The organism is Pseudomonas sp. NY8896 (assembly GCF_039634505.1).
On the sequence record NZ_CP132350.1, the window covers coordinates 6,100,266 to 6,119,838 of the forward strand.

13 protein-coding genes, 2 tRNA genes and 3 rRNA genes are annotated in these 19,573 nt (G+C 58.1%); 6 read left to right on the forward strand and 12 right to left on the reverse strand.

The annotated features are described in order from the left end of the window. Window positions 1-61: 61 nt before the first annotated feature. From Q9451_RS27580 to Q9451_RS27625, 10 genes are all read right to left on the reverse strand, one after another. A complete protein-coding gene (locus Q9451_RS27580; protein ID WP_041166362.1) occupies window positions 62-2,362 on the reverse strand; it encodes an MlaD family protein in 2,301 nt (766 codons plus the stop codon). Next, window positions 2,355-2,978, reverse strand: a complete 624-nt coding sequence (locus Q9451_RS27585; RefSeq protein ID WP_012270365.1) for a paraquat-inducible protein A — start codon at window positions 2,976-2,978, stop codon at window positions 2,355-2,357. Before Q9451_RS27585 ends, Q9451_RS27580 begins: the two co-directional genes overlap by 8 nt. Then, window positions 2,965-3,624 (reverse strand): paraquat-inducible protein A, encoded by a 660-nt coding sequence (locus tag Q9451_RS27590; RefSeq protein WP_012270364.1) that lies wholly within the window; start codon window positions 3,622-3,624, stop codon window positions 2,965-2,967. The genes Q9451_RS27585 and Q9451_RS27590 overlap by 14 nt, the downstream gene beginning before the upstream one ends. A 168-nt stretch (window positions 3,625-3,792) precedes the next feature. Further along, window positions 3,793-3,908 (reverse strand): 5S ribosomal RNA (gene rrf, locus Q9451_RS27595). 136 nt (window positions 3,909-4,044) lie between these two features. Next, window positions 4,045-6,937: ribosomal RNA gene (locus Q9451_RS27600) — 23S ribosomal RNA — on the reverse strand. Window positions 6,938-7,181: 244 nt separating this feature from the next. Then, window positions 7,182-7,257 (reverse strand) — tRNA-Ala (locus Q9451_RS27605). Between the two features lie 24 nt (window positions 7,258-7,281). After that, window positions 7,282-7,358: transfer RNA gene (locus Q9451_RS27610), tRNA-Ile, on the reverse strand. Between the two features lie 87 nt (window positions 7,359-7,445). Beyond that, window positions 7,446-8,982: ribosomal RNA gene (locus Q9451_RS27615) — 16S ribosomal RNA — on the reverse strand. The 16S, 23S and 5S rRNA genes sit together here with 2 tRNA genes alongside, the layout of an rRNA operon. Window positions 8,983-9,542: 560 nt before the next feature. Next, window positions 9,543-11,036 (reverse strand): CoA-acylating methylmalonate-semialdehyde dehydrogenase, encoded by a 1,494-nt coding sequence (locus Q9451_RS27620; protein ID WP_012270363.1) that lies wholly within the window; start codon window positions 11,034-11,036, stop codon window positions 9,543-9,545. A gap of 73 nt (window positions 11,037-11,109) precedes the next feature. After that, window positions 11,110-12,456, reverse strand: coding sequence for an aspartate aminotransferase family protein (locus Q9451_RS27625; protein ID WP_012270362.1), 1,347 nt, complete (start codon window positions 12,454-12,456; stop codon window positions 11,110-11,112). 118 nt (window positions 12,457-12,574) lie between these two features. Between Q9451_RS27625 and Q9451_RS27630 the strand changes: the two genes are divergently transcribed. The 5 genes from Q9451_RS27630 to Q9451_RS27650 all read left to right on the forward strand — a co-directional run bounded on the left by Q9451_RS27630 (window position 12,575) and on the right by Q9451_RS27650 (window position 16,930). Next, on the forward strand, window positions 12,575-13,492 hold the full coding sequence (locus tag Q9451_RS27630; RefSeq protein ID WP_012270361.1) for a LysR family transcriptional regulator: 918 nt from the start codon (window positions 12,575-12,577) through the stop codon (window positions 13,490-13,492). Window positions 13,493-13,582: 90 nt separating this feature from the next. Then, the gene (locus tag Q9451_RS27635; RefSeq protein ID WP_012270360.1) at window positions 13,583-14,245 is read left to right on the forward strand and encodes a TetR/AcrR family transcriptional regulator; all 663 of its coding nucleotides are present in this window, start codon (window positions 13,583-13,585) and stop codon (window positions 14,243-14,245) included. A gap of 9 nt (window positions 14,246-14,254) precedes the next feature. Next, window positions 14,255-14,839, forward strand: a complete 585-nt coding sequence (locus Q9451_RS27640) for a YigZ family protein (RefSeq protein ID WP_012270359.1) — start codon at window positions 14,255-14,257, stop codon at window positions 14,837-14,839. A gap of 370 nt (window positions 14,840-15,209) precedes the next feature. Then, window positions 15,210-15,896, forward strand: a complete 687-nt coding sequence (locus Q9451_RS27645) for an SDR family oxidoreductase (RefSeq protein WP_012270358.1) — start codon at window positions 15,210-15,212, stop codon at window positions 15,894-15,896. Window positions 15,897-15,982: 86 nt separating this feature from the next. After that, window positions 15,983-16,930: an adenosine deaminase gene (locus Q9451_RS27650; protein WP_012270357.1), complete on the forward strand. Its 948-nt coding sequence runs from the start codon at window positions 15,983-15,985 to the stop codon at window positions 16,928-16,930. A 20-nt stretch (window positions 16,931-16,950) separates the two neighbouring features. Here Q9451_RS27650 and Q9451_RS27655 read toward each other — a convergent pair whose 3' ends face one another. Then, window positions 16,951-17,664: a helix-turn-helix transcriptional regulator gene (locus Q9451_RS27655; RefSeq protein ID WP_012270356.1), complete on the reverse strand. Its 714-nt coding sequence runs from the start codon at window positions 17,662-17,664 to the stop codon at window positions 16,951-16,953. Between the two features lie 487 nt (window positions 17,665-18,151). Between Q9451_RS27655 and Q9451_RS27660 the strand changes: the two genes are divergently transcribed. Then, complete coding sequence (locus Q9451_RS27660; RefSeq protein WP_071984764.1) at window positions 18,152-18,349, forward strand: hypothetical protein; 198 nt, start codon at window positions 18,152-18,154, stop codon at window positions 18,347-18,349. Here the strand turns inward: Q9451_RS27660 and Q9451_RS27665 are convergent. Next, window positions 18,300-19,481 (reverse strand): multidrug effflux MFS transporter, encoded by a 1,182-nt coding sequence (locus tag Q9451_RS27665; RefSeq protein WP_012270355.1) that lies wholly within the window; start codon window positions 19,479-19,481, stop codon window positions 18,300-18,302. The genes Q9451_RS27660 and Q9451_RS27665 overlap by 50 nt on opposite strands. Window positions 19,482-19,573: the final 92 nt, after the last annotated feature.

Consider the following 19,573-nt stretch of genomic DNA (forward strand, 5'->3'; position numbering starts at 1 on the left):
GACACAATTCATCATCAATTGACACCTGCAGGAGCGGGCAAACCCGCCCCTGCAGACACTCTTACTTGGCGATTTGGATCTTCGGCGCCCACTGCATCCATTCATCCTCCGCCTTGTCGAACAAGGCGAATGTCTGCTGCGGTCGTGCTGGGTTGCCCATCTGCTCGCCATCTGGCGTTGCAAAAGCGATACCGCCATCGATCAGGGTCTGCACCGACTCGGTGCGCACCGTAGCGCCCTTGAACAGCCCCCAATCGAAACCGAAGCCACTGCTGTTCCAGAAACGGCTACCGCTGCGTACCAAGGCGGCATAGCGCGGCTCGATGAGGATATGGATCAGCACACGGTCAGCGCTCTGGCCCAGCTCGAAGCCTGTCACCTTGCCCACCGCAACCTCACGGTAGGTCACCGGCACACCCGGTTTGATCGAGCCACGGCGTGGCGCACTGAGTGTCAACGGCAGACCGACCTCTGGCCCCGCCACCTGTGGAGCATCGGCCAAGGCAATGAAATCACGCTGCGGACCACGGTCCTTGGCTGCCGGCTGCACTTCCAGGTACTGGCCGCCAATCAGGGTGTCGAGGTTCTCGGTGCGCACCAGGCCTAATGCTGGCTTGACCACCCAGAACTGCGTACCGGCGCGGGCGATACGGTCCGCCGCTTCGGTAATGCGCGCCCGCAGCAGCACGGCCTGCAAGTCATCGGTGAGGTCGACGCTTTCGATACTGCCCACATCCAGGCCACGGAAGCGGATCGCCGTACCCGGCTTCAGGCCATCTGCACGGTCGACACGGATGGTGATCAACGTGCCGGCACGGTTTACCGCTTCTTGGCTGTCATGCAGGCGGAAGCGCGGAATGTGCCGTTTCAGCGCCACATCGGGCCGCGGCGTGTCGAAGGCGATACCACCGGCCATCAATGTTTGCAGTGATTCACTCTTGATCTTGATGCCAGAAAGGCCGCCGGTCAGGGTGATACCACTGACGTTCCAGAAGCGCGACGAACCATTGACCAGTTTTTCGTACTCCTTCTCGATATGTACACCGATCAGGATGCGGTTGCTGTTGCGAGCGAACTGGTAGCTTTGGACGCTACCCACCTTCACCTGGCGGTACATAACCGGGCTGCCGACTTCCAGCGAACCCAAGGTGTCGGCGAACAACACCATGTGCAGGCCCGGCGCCTTGAGATCGAGTGGCGGCGCCTTGGCACGGGCCTCGAACTCACGCTCTGGCCGTGCGCCCTTCTCACCGGGGCGAATGGCGATGTAGTTACCTTTGACCAGCGCTTCCAGGCCAGTGATACCCGCCAGGGAAATCGACGGTTTGACTACCCAGAACTGAGTCCCGTCCACCAGGTAGTCTTCGGTCAGCGGGTCCAGTGTCAACTCGGCCGACGCGCTGGACAGGTTGTCTTCCATCTTCAGGGCCTTCAGCGAGCCCACCTGAATACCCTTGTACATAACCGGCGTGCGACCCGCCTGCAGGCCTTCATAATCGCTCAGTTTCACTTTGACCCGAATACCGGCCTGGGCTGCATCAAAGTCCTCATACAGGCGGAATGGCAGGCTCGGGTCGGTGGGCGGGCTGTCCTTGCGGTATTCCGGCGTGGCGAAGGCGATACCACCAGCCACGATGCTCGACAGCGACTCGCTGCGCACCTTCACACCTGACAGCGAAGCATCGATGCTGACGCCGCTGGCATTCCAGAAACGCGTGTGCTTACGCACCAGGCTGGCGTAGGCGGGCTCGATGAAGACTTTGACCTCGACGGTGCTCTGGTCCTCGGAAAGTCGGTAGCTTTTCACCCGACCCACCTGAATCTGCTTGTAGAACACCGGGCTGTCACGGTTGAGCGAACCCAACCTGTCGGCCTTGAGGGTCAGATGCAGGCCAGGTTCCGTATCCGAGAGCGGCGGTGCCACCTTCAACGCGGTAAAGCGCTTGGTACGCTCCCCCTCGCCCGGACTGACGGCGATGTAGTTACCCGACACCAGTGTCTCAAGGCCGGTAATACCCGCCAGGCTGACACTGGGCTTAACCAGCCAGAAGCGTGTGCCCTTGGTCAGGTGAGGCTCCGCAGCCTTGTTCATCTCGATGGTGGCGATCACCCCCTGGTTGTCACCCTCGGCATCGAGCACCAGGTTCTTCACCTTGCCTACCGGCATGCCCTTGTAGATGACTTCGGTCTTGTTGGCGACGATACCTTCACCCGACTCGAAGCGGACTTCAATTTCTACGCCGGCCGAGCTGTAGGCCTGCCACGCGAGCCAGCCACCGATCATCAAGGCGATCAAAGGCAAGATCCAGATGGCCGACCAGTTAGAGGCTGGGCGGGTTTTAGCCGTTGGCAGGTCACTCATGGTCGTCATCCGACTCCGTGTTATCCCAAATCAGTCGGGGATCGAAAGTTAAAGCGGCAAGCATTGTCAGGATCACCACAGTTGCGAAGGCGACAGCGCCCAGGTTGGCTTCGACACTGGCTATTCGGCCGAAATTCACCACGGCCACCAGGATGGCGATGACGAAGATATCGAGCATGGACCAGCGCCCAATGAATTCGATGAAGCGGTACATCAATATCCGTTGCCGCGCCGAAAGCGGCTGGTGACGCTGAACGGAGTACAGCAGCAGGCCAATGCCCACCAGCTTGAACGTGGGCACCAGGATACTGGCGATGAACACCACCGCAGCAATGGGCACCATGCCGTGCTTGAGCAGGGTAATGACGCCGGACATGATCGTGTCGGGGCTGCCCTGACCGAGTGTACTCACAGTCATGATCGGCAGCAGGTTGGCCGGGATGTACAAGATCGACGCGGCAATCAGCAGCGCCCAGGTACGCACGATACTGTTTGGGCGGCGAGCATGGACAATGGCGCCGCAGCGTGTACAGGTCTGCGACGTGCTGTCTTGCACTTGCTTGTTCAGTTCATGACATTCATTGCAGACAAGAATGCCTGCATCAATCGCCCGCATGCAGGTCCTCCCCCGAAAGTGCACTCCAAATCTGGTGCGGTGACATCACCACCTCAAGCCATACCTGGATCAACAACAGGCTGATGAAACAGAACAGCCCCAGGCCCACGGTCAACTCGGCCAGGTCCACCAGCTTGACGATAGCCACCAACACCCCCATGAAATAGACCTCGAGCATGCCCCAGTCACGCAGGTGGTGATAGATGCGGTAGAACAACAGGCCGAAGTTACGCCCCACGTTCAAGCGGATACTCAGCAGTACCGCCAGTTGGCAGAGCAGTTTTGCCAAGGGGATGGCCATGCTGCACAGGAAGACGACTACCGCTACACCACGCATCTGCGAATTGTACAGGCCCAGTACGCCGCTCCAGACAGTATCGTCCGAGGTCTGGCCAAGCAGGTGCAACTGCATGATCGGTAGAAAATTGGCAGGCACGAACAGCAACAGCGCGGTCAGTACCAACGCCAGGCTACGGTTGACCACGTTGTGCCGATGAGCATAAAGCTCGTAACCGCAACGTGGGCATTGGGCTTTCTCACCGTGCTGGAGCACGGGCTTGCGCAGCAGCAGGTCGCATTCGTGGCAGGCGACAAGCTCGTCCAACGGCAATTGGGCCAAGGTTTCAGGTTCGACAGAGTTGGGCATATAGCGCTTCTGAATAGGTGCGTGGAGCTATTCTAGTGTTCTGGCTCGAATTGTGGGAGCTGACCTTGGCCTAGAGGGGGGTGGGGTAATCCCTATGAGACGTGGCTTTTCAGGCTACAAAGACAAAACCCCTACCTGCATGCGCAGATAGGGGTTTTGCGAAATGAATCTTGACGATGACCTACTCTCACATGGGGAAACCCCACACTACCATCGGCGATGCATCGTTTCACTGCTGAGTTCGGGATGGGATCAGGTGGTTCCAATGCTCTATGGTCGTCAAGAAATTCTGTAGCCAGAATGTCCAGATGGACAGCCCAGCGAATTCGGATATGTGATTGTGTGGTTCGTTGCGAACTTTCGGTTCGTATCATCTTCACCACCGCAATTTGGCTGACGCGCAAATTGCTTGGGTGTTATATGGTCAAGCCTCACGGGCAATTAGTATTGGTTAGCTCAACGCCTCACAGCGCTTACACACCCAACCTATCAACGTCGTAGTCTTCGACGGCCCTTTAGGGGATTCAAGATCCCAGTGAGATCTCATCTTGAGGCAAGTTTCCCGCTTAGATGCTTTCAGCGGTTATCTCTTCCGAACATAGCTACCCGGCAATGCCACTGGCGTGACAACCGGAACACCAGAGGTTCGTCCACTCCGGTCCTCTCGTACTAGGAGCAGCCCCTCTCAAATCTCAAACGTCCACGGCAGATAGGGACCGAACTGTCTCACGACGTTCTAAACCCAGCTCGCGTACCACTTTAAATGGCGAACAGCCATACCCTTGGGACCGGCTTCAGCCCCAGGATGTGATGAGCCGACATCGAGGTGCCAAACACCGCCGTCGATATGAACTCTTGGGCGGTATCAGCCTGTTATCCCCGGAGTACCTTTTATCCGTTGAGCGATGGCCCTTCCATACAGAACCACCGGATCACTAAGACCTACTTTCGTACCTGCTCGACGTGTGTGTCTCGCAGTCAAGCGCGCTTTTGCCTTTATACTCTACGACCGATTTCCGACCGGTCTGAGCGCACCTTCGTACTCCTCCGTTACTCTTTGGGAGGAGACCGCCCCAGTCAAACTACCCACCATACACTGTCCTCGATCCGGATAACGGACCTGAGTTAGAACCTCAAAGTTGCCAGGGTGGTATTTCAAGGATGGCTCCATGAGAACTGGCGTCCCCACTTCAAAGCCTCCCACCTATCCTACACAAGCAAATTCAAAGTCCAGTGCAAAGCTATAGTAAAGGTTCACGGGGTCTTTCCGTCTAGCCGCGGATACACTGCATCTTCACAGCGATTTCAATTTCACTGAGTCTCGGGTGGAGACAGCGCCGCCATCGTTACGCCATTCGTGCAGGTCGGAACTTACCCGACAAGGAATTTCGCTACCTTAGGACCGTTATAGTTACGGCCGCCGTTTACCGGGGCTTCGATCAAGAGCTTCGCTTGCGCTAACCCCATCAATTAACCTTCCGGCACCGGGCAGGCGTCACACCCTATACGTCCACTTTCGTGTTTGCAGAGTGCTGTGTTTTTAATAAACAGTCGCAGCGGCCTGGTATCTTCGACCGGCATGGGCTTACGGAGCAAGTCCTTCACCCTCGCCGGCGCACCTTCTCCCGAAGTTACGGTGCCATTTTGCCTAGTTCCTTCACCCGAGTTCTCTCAAGCGCCTTGGTATTCTCTACCTAACCACCTGTGTCGGTTTGGGGTACGGTTCCCAGTTATCTGAAGCTTAGGAGCTTTTCTTGGAAGCATGGTATCAACCACTTCGTCGCCTAAAGGCAACTCGTCATCAGCTCTCGGCCTTAGAATCCCGGATTTGCCTAAGATTCCAGCCTACCACCTTAAACCTGGACAACCAACGCCAGGCTGGCCTAACCTTCTCCGTCCCTCCATCGCAATAACTGGAAGTACAGGAATATTAACCTGTTTTCCATCGACTACGCTTTTCAGCCTCGCCTTAGGGACCGACTAACCCTGCGTCGATTAACGTTGCGCAGGAAACCTTGGTCTTTCGGCGTGCGAGTTTTTCACTCGCATTGTCGTTACTCATGTCAGCATTCGCACTTCTGATACCTCCAGCAAGCTTCTCAACTCACCTTCACAGGCTTACAGAACGCTCCTCTACCGCATCACCAAAAGGTGATACCCGTAGCTTCGGTGCATGGTTTGAGCCCCGTTACATCTTCCGCGCAGGCCGACTCGACTAGTGAGCTATTACGCTTTCTTTAAAGGGTGGCTGCTTCTAAGCCAACCTCCTAGCTGTCTAAGCCTTCCCACATCGTTTCCCACTTAACCATGACTTTGGGACCTTAGCTGACGGTCTGGGTTGTTTCCCTTTTCACGACGGACGTTAGCACCCGCCGTGTGTCTCCCATGCTCGGCACTTGTAGGTATTCGGAGTTTGCATCGGTTTGGTAAGTCGGGATGACCCCCTAGCCGAAACAGTGCTCTACCCCCTACAGTGATACATGAGGCGCTACCTAAATAGCTTTCGAGGAGAACCAGCTATCTCCGAGCTTGATTAGCCTTTCACTCCGATCCACAGGTCATCCGCTAACTTTTCAACGGTAGTCGGTTCGGTCCTCCAGTCAGTGTTACCTAACCTTCAACCTGCCCATGGATAGATCGCCCGGTTTCGGGTCTATACCCAGCGACTAAACGCCCTATTAAGACTCGCTTTCGCTACGCCTCCCCTATTCGGTTAAGCTCGCCACTGAATATAAGTCGCTGACCCATTATACAAAAGGTACGCAGTCACCTAACAAAGTAGGCTCCCACTGCTTGTACGCATACGGTTTCAGGTTCTATTTCACTCCCCTCTCCGGGGTTCTTTTCGCCTTTCCCTCACGGTACTGGTTCACTATCGGTCAGTCAGTAGTATTTAGCCTTGGAGGATGGTCCCCCCATATTCAGACAAAGTTTCTCGTGCTCCGTCCTACTCGATTTCATTGATAAGAGATTTTCGTGTACGGGGCTATCACCCACTATGGCCGCACTTTCCAGAGCGTTCCACTAATCTCAAACCAACTTAAGGGCTGGTCCCCGTTCGCTCGCCACTACTAAGGGAATCTCGGTTGATTTCTTTTCCTCAGGGTACTTAGATGTTTCAGTTCCCCTGGTTCGCCTCTTGCACCTATGTATTCAGTACAAGATAACCAGCTTATGCTGGCTGGGTTCCCCCATTCAGAGATCTCTGGATCACAGTCTGTTTGCCGACTCCCCAAAGCTTATCGCAGGCTACCACGTCTTTCATCGCCTCTGACTGCCAAGGCATCCACCGTATGCGCTTCTTCACTTGACCATATAACCCCAAGCAATCTGGTTATACTGTGAAGACGACATTCGCCGAAAATTCGCACGTCGCTCTTTCGAGCAGAACTCACAAATTTTACCTTAGCCTGATTAACCAGCAGTGAAACTGGCCATCAGTCTATTTCTATCACATATCCGAATTTTTAAAGAACGATCTGACAAAAGTCAGAAATCAACATTCATCAACGAATGTTCATTTCTAAGTTCTGACAAGTAACTGCTTACTGCGAAAGTGGTGGAGCCAAGCGGGATCGAACCGCTGACCTCCTGCGTGCAAGGCAGGCGCTCTCCCAGCTGAGCTATGGCCCCGTATTTTACGCCTTAACCATGTGATGGTAGGTCTGGGCAGATTTGAACTGCCGACCTCACCCTTATCAGGGGTGCGCTCTAACCAACTGAGCTACAGACCTATAACAGGGTCGCGTTACAGCATCGTCTTTATACAAGTGAATCAAGCAATTCGTGTGGGAGCTCATCAGCAGGCTGATGTCGTCGATTAAGGAGGTGATCCAGCCGCAGGTTCCCCTACGGCTACCTTGTTACGACTTCACCCCAGTCATGAATCACACCGTGGTAACCGTCCTCCCGAAGGTTAGACTAGCTACTTCTGGTGCAACCCACTCCCATGGTGTGACGGGCGGTGTGTACAAGGCCCGGGAACGTATTCACCGCGACATTCTGATTCGCGATTACTAGCGATTCCGACTTCACGCAGTCGAGTTGCAGACTGCGATCCGGACTACGATCGGTTTTGTGAGATTAGCTCCACCTCGCGGCTTGGCAACCCTCTGTACCGACCATTGTAGCACGTGTGTAGCCCAGGCCGTAAGGGCCATGATGACTTGACGTCATCCCCACCTTCCTCCGGTTTGTCACCGGCAGTCTCCTTAGAGTGCCCACCATAACGTGCTGGTAACTAAGGACAAGGGTTGCGCTCGTTACGGGACTTAACCCAACATCTCACGACACGAGCTGACGACAGCCATGCAGCACCTGTGTCAGAGTTCCCGAAGGCACCAATCCATCTCTGGAAAGTTCTCTGCATGTCAAGGCCTGGTAAGGTTCTTCGCGTTGCTTCGAATTAAACCACATGCTCCACCGCTTGTGCGGGCCCCCGTCAATTCATTTGAGTTTTAACCTTGCGGCCGTACTCCCCAGGCGGTCAACTTAATGCGTTAGCTGCGCCACTAAAATCTCAAGGATTCCAACGGCTAGTTGACATCGTTTACGGCGTGGACTACCAGGGTATCTAATCCTGTTTGCTCCCCACGCTTTCGCACCTCAGTGTCAGTATCAGTCCAGGTGGTCGCCTTCGCCACTGGTGTTCCTTCCTATATCTACGCATTTCACCGCTACACAGGAAATTCCACCACCCTCTACCGTACTCTAGCTTGCCAGTTTTGGATGCAGTTCCCAGGTTGAGCCCGGGGCTTTCACATCCAACTTAACAAACCACCTACGCGCGCTTTACGCCCAGTAATTCCGATTAACGCTTGCACCCTCTGTATTACCGCGGCTGCTGGCACAGAGTTAGCCGGTGCTTATTCTGTCGGTAACGTCAAAACAGCAAGGTATTAACTTACTGCCCTTCCTCCCAACTTAAAGTGCTTTACAATCCGAAGACCTTCTTCACACACGCGGCATGGCTGGATCAGGCTTTCGCCCATTGTCCAATATTCCCCACTGCTGCCTCCCGTAGGAGTCTGGACCGTGTCTCAGTTCCAGTGTGACTGATCATCCTCTCAGACCAGTTACGGATCGTCGCCTTGGTGAGCCATTACCCCACCAACTAGCTAATCCGACCTAGGCTCATCTGATAGCGCAAGGCCCGAAGGTCCCCTGCTTTCTCCCGTAGGACGTATGCGGTATTAGCGTTCCTTTCGAAACGTTGTCCCCCACTACCAGGCAGATTCCTAGGCATTACTCACCCGTCCGCCGCTGAATCAAGGAGCAAGCTCCCGTCATCCGCTCGACTTGCATGTGTTAGGCCTGCCGCCAGCGTTCAATCTGAGCCATGATCAAACTCTTCAGTTCAATACTGCTTGGGTTTTTAAGAAACCCTAAACTTGGCTCAGCAATCTCAAATGACTATGTGATTTCTCGCATGGCCACTTGTGATGCTGATAATCTTTTTGACTATCAGTCCGTACTCACAAGCACCCACACGAATTGCTTGATTCAATTTGTTAAAGAGCGTTTGGTTAAGAGCTTTTCGTCTCAACCGAGGCGCGCATTCTACGCTTTCCTCAGAGCCTGTCAAGCGTTTATTTTGAAGTTTTTTGCGAGAAACTCGTTTAGCTTCAAACACTTGGCTCGCTGCGATCTCTCGTAGCGGGAGGCGAATCATACAGCACCAAGAAGCGCTGTCAACCACCATTTCAACCGCTTGCGATCATTCGATCGTAGCCCCTCCAGCACCACCTTAACTACTTAACTCATTGAATATCAAGGAGTTTGTCGTTCCGATGTCGATGGAAGTGGGGCGCATTATAAGGGGATTCGAAACCCCGTCAACCTTTAATTTCAATAAACCTTCATATCGCTGAAAAACAAAGCGGGGAGGCCTACCGGCCTCCCCGCTTTAGTCACCGGCCTTAAAGGCTAGGGAATGCAAACTGCGACGCTTCATGGCTGGCACGCTGCGGCCAACGCTGGGTAATCGCCTTGCGACGCGTATAGAAGCGCACCCCGTCAGGGCCATAGGCATGCAGGTCACCGAACAGCGAACGCTTCCAGCCACCAAAGCTGTGATAAGCCACCGGCACCGGCAGCGGCACGTTCACACCCACCATGCCCACTTCGATCTCGTCGCAGAACAGGCGCGCCGCTTCACCGTCACGGGTGAAGATGCAGGTACCGTTGCCATACTCGTGATCATTGATCAGTTGCATGGCCTGCTCCAGGCTGTTCACACGCACCACGCACAGCACCGGGCCGAAGATCTCTTCTTTATAGATGCGCATCTGCGGGGTCACCTTGTCGAACAAAGTACCCCCCACGAAGTAGCCATCTTCATTACCGGCCACACGCAAGCCACGGCCATCCACCACCAGCTTGGCACCAGCAGCAACCCCGTCATCGATGTAACCCACTACCTTGTCACGGGCAGCAGCAGTCACCAGCGGGCCCATGTCCAGGCCGCACGAGGTGCCGGCACCAATCTTCAGCGCCTTGATCTGCGGTTCCAGCTTGGCAATCAGGGCATCGGCTACCTGGTCGCCCACGCACACCGCAACCGAAATAGCCATGCAACGCTCGCCACACGAACCGTAGGCCGCGCCCATCAGTGCGCTTACAGCATTGTCCAGGTCGGCATCCGGCATCAGCACGGCGTGGTTCTTCGCGCCACCCAAGGCTTGCACGCGCTTGCCGCGCTTGGTGCCTTCGGCATAGATGTACTCGGCGATCGGGGTTGAACCAACGAAGCTCAGCGCTTTTACTTCTGGCGCTTCGATAAGCGCATCCACCGCTTCCTTGTCACCGTGCACCACGTTGAGGATGCCCTTCGGCAGGCCGGCTTCCAGCAGCAGTTGGGCAATGTACAAGGTCGAGCTTGGGTCGCGCTCGGAAGGTTTGAGGATGAACGCGTTACCGCAAGCAATGGCCAGCGGGTACATCCACAGAGGCACCATGGCCGGGAAGTTGAACGGGGTAATGCCAGCAACCACACCCAGCGGCTGGAAGTCGGACCAGGCATCGATATTCGGGCCGACGTTGCGGCTGTACTCGCCCTTCAAAACCTCTGGCGCTGCACAGGCGAACTCGACGTTCTCGATGCCGCGCTTCAGCTCGCCAGCTGCGTCTTCCAGGGTCTTGCCATGCTCTTCGCTGATCATCTGCGAAATCTTGGCTTCGTTCTGCTCCAGCAATTGCTTGAAGCGGAACATCACCTGGGCGCGCTTGGCCGGCGGGGTGTTGCGCCAGGCCGGGAAGGCCGCCTTGGCGGAGTCGATCGCTTCCTGCACGGTCGCGCGGCTGGCCAGCTCGACCTTGCGAACAGCCTGGCCGGTGGACGGGTTGAAGACATCAGCGGTGCGTTCTCCCTTGGAAACCAGCTCGCCATGGATCAGGTGCTGAACAATGCTCATGCAAAACTCCAGATAAAGAAGGTAGAGACAGGCGCGCGATACCTGCACGCGCCTGACATCGAAATCGGAAAGATCAGTCGATCAGGTTCAGGTTTTCGCCGACGGCGTCGAACAGGCGATCCAGTTCTTGCGGCGTGGTGTTGAACGTTGGGCCGAACTGCAGAGTGTCGCCCCCGAAGCGTACATAGAAGCCTGCCTTCCACAACTTCATCGCCACTTCGTATGGGCGAACGATGGCATCACCGTCACGGGCGGCGATCTGGATGGCGCCGGCCAAGCCGTAGTTACGGATATCGATGACGTTCTTGGTGCCCTTTACGCCGTGCAGCAACTTCTCGAAGTGCGGCGCCAGCTCGGCAGCGGACTGCACCAGGTTTTCTTTCTGCAGCAGGTCCAGCGCGGCGATACCGGCGGCACAGGCTACCGGGTGCGCCGAGTAGGTGTAGCCGTGCGGGAATTCCACGGCATATTCCGGCGTCGGCTGGTCCATGAAGGTCTGGTAGATCTCGCTGCTGGCGATTACCGCGCCCATCGGGATGGCGCCGTTGGTCACCTGTTTGGCGATGCACATCAGGTCCGGGGTAACGCCGAAGGCTTCCGAGCCGGTCATCGCGCCCATGCGGCCGAAGCCGGTGATCACTTCGTCGAAGATCAGCAGGATGTTGTGCTGGGTGCAGATTTCACGCAGGCGTTTCAGGTAACCCTTCGGCGGTGGCAGCACACCGGCCGAACCTGCCAGCGGCTCGACAATGACCGCAGCAATGTTGGAGGCATCGTGCAGTTCGATCAGCTTGAGCATTTCGTCAGCCAGGGCAATACCGCCCTCTTCTGGCATGCCTTTGGAGAAGGCGTTCACCGGCAACACAGTGTGAGGCAGGTGATCGACGTCCAGCAGTTGGCCAAACATCTTGCGGTTGCCGTTGACACCCCCCAGGCTGGTACCGGCGATGTTCACCCCGTGGTAGCCACGAGCACGGCCGATGATCTTGGTCTTGGTCGCCTGGCCTTTCAGGCGCCAGTAGGCACGTACCATCTTCAGCGCGGTGTCAGCGCATTCGGAACCGGAGTTGGTATAGAAGACATGATTCAGATTGCCCGGCACCAGCTCGGCGATCTTTTCCGCCAGCTGGAACGACAGCGGGTGGCCAAACTGAAACGCGGGGGAATAGTCCAGCGTACCCAGCTGGCGAGTCACCGCTTCAGTGATTTCCTTGCGGGTGTGCCCGGCGCCGCAGGTCCACAGGCCAGACAGGGCGTCAAAGATCTTGCGCCCCTGGTCATCGACCAGGTAGTTGCCTTCGGCCGCCACGATCAGGCGTGGGTCGCGCTGGAAATTGCGGTTGGCGGTGTAGGGCATCCAGTGGGCATCCAGCTTGAGCTGGCTGGCGATACCGGCAGGGGCGGTTTCGGGCATGTTCATCGGCGGTTCCTCGAAAGACGATTAGGCAACGATGGATGTTGTTGCAGCTAAATTGGCACGGCGATAAAGTCGGAAAAAGCCTACATTTCTAATCTTCAGACAGGTCGTGACTAAACTAATGAGCCGACGCCCCGATCCACTCGCTCAAGTCAGCGATTTCGACATCCGCTTGCTGAAGATCTACCGCAGCGTCGTCGAGTGCGGTGGCTTCTCAGCCGCCGAAAACGTACTGGGCATTGGCCGCTCGGCCATCAGCCAGCAGATGAACGACCTCGAACAACGCCTCGGCCTGCGTCTGTGCCAGCGTGGTCGCGCCGGTTTCTCGCTGACCGAGGAAGGCCGCGAGGTCTACCACTCGGCACTGCAACTGCTCAGCGCTCTGGAGAGCTTCCGCACCGAGGTCAACGGCCTGCACCAGCATTTGCGTGGCGAACTGAACATTGGCCTGACCGACAACCTGGTGACGCTGCCACATATGCGCATCACCCATGCCCTGGCCGAGCTCAAGGATCGTGGCCCGGATGTACGCATCCAGATCCGCATGATCGCCCCCAGCCAGGTCGAGCACGGCGTGCTCGACGGCAGCCTGCACGTGGGCGTAGTGCCGCAGACCAGCCCGTTGTCGGGCTTGGAGTACCAGCCGTTGTACAGCGAACGCTCGCTGCTGTACTGCGCGGTTGGCCATCCGTTGTTCTATGCCGATGACCAGCAAATCGACGACGAGCGCCTCAATAGCCAGGAAGCCATCACCCCCACCTTCCGCCTGCCTGCCGAAATTCAGGCGCATTACCAGGCGCTGAATTGCACGGCCAGCGCTTCGGACCGCGAGGGCATGGCGTTTCTGATCCTGACCGGGCGCTACATCGGCTACCTGCCCGACCACTACGCCACGTTCTGGGTACAACAGGGCCGTTTGCGTGCGCTCAAGCCCCGGCAGCGCTTCTACGACCTGAGCCTGAGCTGGGTTACCCGCAAAGGCCGGCGCCCCAACCTGGTGCTGGAAAGCTTCCTCGAAAGCCTGGCTGCGACACGTTGATGCCAGTCTGTGCCGCAAACGCTTGTCACTTCGGCACAGGCAGGTAATCTTGTCCGACAGCCGCAGCCATTGCCCCGTACGGAATCGTCCATGACCCTAGAAGTCCCTGCGCATCGCCTCTCCGCCTCGGGCAAGCCCGCAGGCCGCATCCGCCAGAAGAACGAACAGGCCATTATCCAGGCCGCCGAAGACGAATTCGCCCGCCATGGTTTCAAGGGCACCAGCATGAACACCATCGCGCTCAAGGCAGGGTTGCCCAAGGCCAACCTGCACTACTACTTCACCAACAAGCTGGGCCTGTACATTGCCGTGCTCAGCAACATCATCGAGTTGTGGGACAGCACGTTCAACGCCTTGAGCGTCGAGGATGACCCCGGCGAAGCCCTGAGCCAGTACATCCGCACCAAGATGGAGTTCTCTCGGCGCAACCCGCAAGCCTCGCGGATTTTCGCCATGGAAGTGATCAGCGGTGGCACCTGCCTGACCGAATACTTCAGTGCCGACTACCGCGAATGGTTCCGCGGCCGGGCTGCAGTGTTCCAGGCCTGGATCGAAGCCGGCAAGATGGACCCTGTCGACCCGGTGCACCTGATCTTCCTGCTCTGGGGCAGCACCCAGCATTACGCCGACTTCGCCACCCAGATCTGCCAGGTGACCGGCCGCAGCCGCCTGACCAAGCAGGACATGGAAGACGCGAGCAACAACCTTATCCACATCATTCTGAAGGGCTGCGGCATCAAGCCGGCTGCCTGACTACTTTTTATGCCTTCTACCCTGCTCGACCTCTGCGAGTACCGCGAGGAAATCCGCAAAAGCCGCTTCATCACCCTCGCCGGGCCAATCAGCAGTGCCGCCGAAGCGATGAGTTTCATCGAACGCCACAGCGACCTTGCCGCCACCCACAACTGCTGGGCCTGGAAACTCGGCGCGCAGTACCGCAGCAGCGATGACGGCGAGCCCGGCGGGACCGCAGGGCGGCCGATCCTGGCGGCCATCGAAGCGCAGGATTGCGACCAGGTGGTGGTTCTGGTGATCCGCTGGTACGGCGGTATCCAGCTGGGTACAGGCGGACTGGCAAGGGCCTATGGCGGCGGCGCCAACAAGTGCCTGCAACAAGCACCCAAACGCCTGCTGGTACAGCGCAGCGAATTCACCTGCAGCTGCAGTTTCAGCGAACTTGCGCTGGTGAAGCTGCGCCTGGCAGAGGTTGACGGCCTGGTCCTGGATGAACAGTTCACCGCCAATGGCGTGGATCTGTTGATTGCCCTGGGTGACGCCCACCTGGCGCCATTGCAGCAGCAACTGGCCGATCTGAGCCGCGGGCGCATTTTGCTCGAAGCGCGCTGAACATTGCCCACAACACCTGTGGGCCTGCCTGTGGATAACCTTGGGGCACTCATTTGCAGCCAGCTATTTTCAAGGCCTGCAGCGTTTTGATCATAAATTGATCACTATTTGATGACAGCCGCAAATTGCTGAAAGCGCTCGAGTTATCCTCAATGCAAGGCCTGGCGGGCCAGCGCGCGAAAGCCTCAGCTTGCACACAATAACTGTGGACCAGCCTGTGGATAACCCGTGCGCTAACAGGCCAGGCGCCCGGCCAGGCAAGGCCCAGGCATAGTTGATCGTTTTTTATACAGCCATAGGCAGGCAGCGACTGCCGCTGTGCATTATCCTCAATACCTTTCTTTGCCACCGACCAACGGAGCGCGCTCACATGGCTAACGCAAAAAACGCACTTATCATCGGCGCCTCGCGGGGGCTTGGCCTGGGCCTGGTACAACGCCTGCACGAAGACGGCTGGAACATCACCGCCACCGTCCGCAACCCGCAGCAGCCAGGTGCCCTGGCGGACGTGCCCGGCGTGCACATCGAGCAGCTGGAGATGAACGACACTGCCCAGCTCGACGGCCTGAAGCTACGCCTTCAAGGCCAGGCATTCGACCTGGTGTTCATCAACGCAGGTGTCATGGGCCCGTTGCCGCAAGACTTGGAGACGGTACAGACCAAAGACATCGGCGACCTGTTCATGACCAACGCCGTGGCGCCGATCCGCGTGGCACGCCGGCTGGTAGGCCAGGTACGCGAGGGCAGCGGTGTTCTGGCGTTCATGAGCTCTATTCTGGGCAGCGTGACCATACCCGACGGCGGTGAAATCTGCCTGTACAAAGCCAGCAAGGCAGCACTGAACTCGATGATCAACAGCTTTGTTGTCGAGCAGCAGCGCCCCGACCTGTGCGTACTGGCCATGCACCCGGGCTGGGTGAAAACCGACATGGGCGGCGAAAACGCCGAAATCGATGTGCTCACCAGCACCCGTGGCATGCTCGAACAGATCAAGGCGCAAAGTGGCAACGGCGGCCTGCGCTTCATCAACTACAAAGGCGAACCCTTGGTCTGGTGATTCACCCGGTCGCGGGCCGGCCGGGCGCATTGCCTGGCCGGTGCCTGTAGAATGGCGGCAACCGTACCTGATTGAGACCCCTTTTTATGTATGACTGGTTGAACGCCCTGCCCAAGGCCGAGCTGCACCTGCACCTGGAGGGCTCGCTGGAGCCCGAGCTGCTGTTCGCCCTGGCCGAGCGCAACAAGATCGCCCTGCCCTGGAACGATGTGGAAACCTTGCGCGGCGCCTACGCCTTCAACAACCTGCAAGAGTTCCTCGACCTGTATTACCAGGGCGCCGATGTGCTGCGTACCGAGCAGGACTTCTACGACCTGACCTGGGCCTACCTGCAACGCTGCAAGGCTCAGAACGTGGTTCACACCGAACCGTTCTTCGACCCGCAGACCCACACTGACCGCGGTATCGCCTTCGAAGTGGTGCTCAACGGTATCAGCCAGGCGCTCAAGGACGGCCGCGAGCAGTTGGGCATCAGCAGTGGCCTGATCCTCAGCTTCCTGCGCCACCTCAGCGAGGATGAGGCGCACAAGACCCTCGACCAGGCCTTGCCGTTCCGCGATGCGTTCATTGCCGTAGGCCTGGACAGCTCGGAGATGGGCCACCCGCCACGCAAGTTCCAGCGTGTGTTCGACCGCGCCCGCAGCGAAGGCTTCGTCGCCGTTGCCCATGCGGGAGAAGAAGGCCCGCCCGAGTACATTTGGGAAGCCCTCGACCTGCTGAAGATCAAGCGTATCGACCATGGCGTGCGCGCCATCGAGGACGAGCGCCTGATGCAGCGCATCATCGAAGAACAGATCCCGCTCACCGTGTGCCCGCTGTCCAACACAAAGCTGTGCGTGTTCGATCACATGAGCCAGCACAACATCCTGGACATGCTCGAGCGTGGCGTGAAAGTCACCGTCAACTCGGACGACCCGGCCTACTTCGGCGGCTATGTCACGGAAAACTTCCACGCCCTGCACACCCACCTGGGCATGACCGAAGACCAAGCCCGTCGCCTGGCGCAGAACAGCCTTGACGCACGTTTGATCTGAGTCGCATGACGACGTTGCGCTCAACCGACCTGCAACGTCGCCACGCGGGCAATGCGATTGATCTGCTGGACGCCCAGCGCCGAAATATGCAAAGCCCGCGTGTCCTCGGCCTCACGTATCCAGCCAGATTGCAAAAACAACCTGAACAAGGCCTGGCCCAGCACGCCCCCAAGGTGCGGGCCCTGGTCATCCCACTCGGTGCAGCGGCAGATCACGCAACCTCGTTGCTGGTGTGGCGCCAGAGCATCGATGTAGACCCCGACCAACGCCAACTGCGCCCGCCCCTCGTCACTGACCATCAACTGTCGACCACAGCCGTCCAGCCAGCCGGCCACCACCAGGCGATCATACAACTCACTGGCCAACGCCCCGCCCAGGTGGTCGCCACATCGGCGTGCCCGGCGCATCGACATGGGCAGCGATGATACCGGCGCCTTGTCACGCTCTCCCCGTACGCTTTCCAGCTGTACGCTGGCCAAGGCCTCAACCGCCGCCCCGACCTGAGGGGTTGCCAGGCAGAAGTAGCGTTTACGGCCCCTGGCTTCATGCTTGAGCAAACCGGCCGACGACAGCAACGAGAGGTGCGCGCAGGCCGACGACGAAGTCAGGCCGGTCATTATCGCGAGTTCATTGGCCAACCGTGGCGTGCCATCGATCAATGCCCACAACATGGCACTGCGCTTGGGGTCGGCCATCAGGCTGGCGATTTGGCTGATACTGCTGGCTGCGTTCATGTCCCTGTAACTCCCTGCAAGTTCACTGTGTGGATGCGATTGCCAACCCTGGCAGGGAAGCGCGTCTCGCTGGCACTGGCCTGGTTCGCCAGTATAAGCCGCAGAAAACACCGTTCAGACGACCACGCGCCGACCTACCCAAGGCGAAAACCATTGGGTATGCCTACCCTTGGCACTCAGCGAGGCAGCTTTGGAAAACGGCTCGAACCCAGCCAAACAAGGCCCAGGTACACCCATACAGAAGCACTGAAACATTCTGATAAAAATAGGCTTGCAGCAATTTCAGATACGGCCCACAGCAACCTTCAAAAATTAGCGCGCAACAAAGCGAAAGTTCTGGGGAATTGCAGGCTTTGCGCCCAAAGCAGGAAACACCGTCTGGAAAATGTACGCACTTACCGTCAGTCAGGACGCTGAAGCAGTGCCATGGCAGGCTGGTGGGCCAGCGCTACACTTGAGCGGCTCCCCTTCCTGGAGGTATGCCGCGATGAAAATTGTCGTAAGTGCGTCGAGCCGAAACCCCGCCTGCCCCTGGCAAGTCCAGCTCGATCAGCATGTGGTCAGTTTCCGTAGCGAGGCCGAGGCGCGCGCCTTCGTCGCTACGCTGGAAACCCGTCTGCAGGCACCTCACCCGCTCATGCGGGAGCCTTGGCCTGCAAACGTCGGGTCAACAGCGCGACACTGACCACAAGCGCCCCGCACAGGCTGATCACCATTGCCATCGGCACTGCACTGCCATCATGCAGCAGCCCGACCAGCGCCGCCGCACCTGCGGCAACGCTGAACTGCACGCAGCCCATCAGTGCCGAGGCACTGCCGGCCCGCGCACCCTGCCCGCTCATGGCGCAGGCGGAAGCATTGGGAATGATGCAACCAAGGCTGGCGATACAGATGAACAGCGGTATCAGCAGCGGCCACAACTGCGCGGGTCGCAATGCCGCCACGCCCAGCAGCACCAGGCCCGCAACCAGGTACAGCCAAACCGCGCGGGCCAGCAGGAAGGCTGGCCCGCGCCTGGCCAGCAAGCGGGCGTTCACCTGTGCCACCAGAATAAAGCCCGCAGCATTGGTACCGAACAACCAGCCGTAATGCTCGGCGGGCACCCCATACAGCTTGATGAATACGAAGGGCGAACCGGCGATATAGGCAAACATGCCGGCAATAGCGATACCGCCGGTCAACGCATGGCCGAGGAAAGCCCGGTCAGCGAGCAAACGCAGGTACTGGCGCAAGGCGCCAGACAGCGGCTGGCGGGGTATATGCTCAGGCAGGCTTTCAGGCAGGCCCAGGCTGACCGCCAGCAGGCAGCCGGCACTGAACAGGCTCAGCGCGAGGAAAATCGACTGCCAGCCGGCCAGGTTCACCAGCACCCCACCCAGCATCGGTGCCAGGATCGGCGCCAGGCCCATGACCAGCATCAGCTGCGAGAACACTTTCGCTGAGGCTACCGGGTCGCACTTGTCGCTGACGATGGCCCGCGACAGCACCATGCCGGCACAACCGCCCAGTGCCTGGACGAAACGCGCCAGTACCAACGTGTCGAGGTTGGGGGCATAGGCACAAGCCAGTGACGCCAGGGTGAACAGGGTCACGCCGAACATCAACGGTAGGCGTCGGCCAAAGCGGTCGGCAACTGGCCCATAGGCCAACTGGCCGATGGACAGGCCGAGGAAGTAGGCAGCCAACGTGGCCTGGACGTGTTTTTCATCGGTAGCGAACGCTTGCGCCATGGCCGGGAAGGCGGGCAGGTAGAAGTCGATCGCCAAAGGCCCAAACGCACTGAGTGCGCCCAGGATGAGCACCATTCGCAGGTTCATCAGGAATCCATAGCAGGCTAAGCAAGTGCGTGATTCTACCTGCTGTGGACCCCATCAGTCTGAAAACATTTGCAACACAGTGCCCCTGTGGA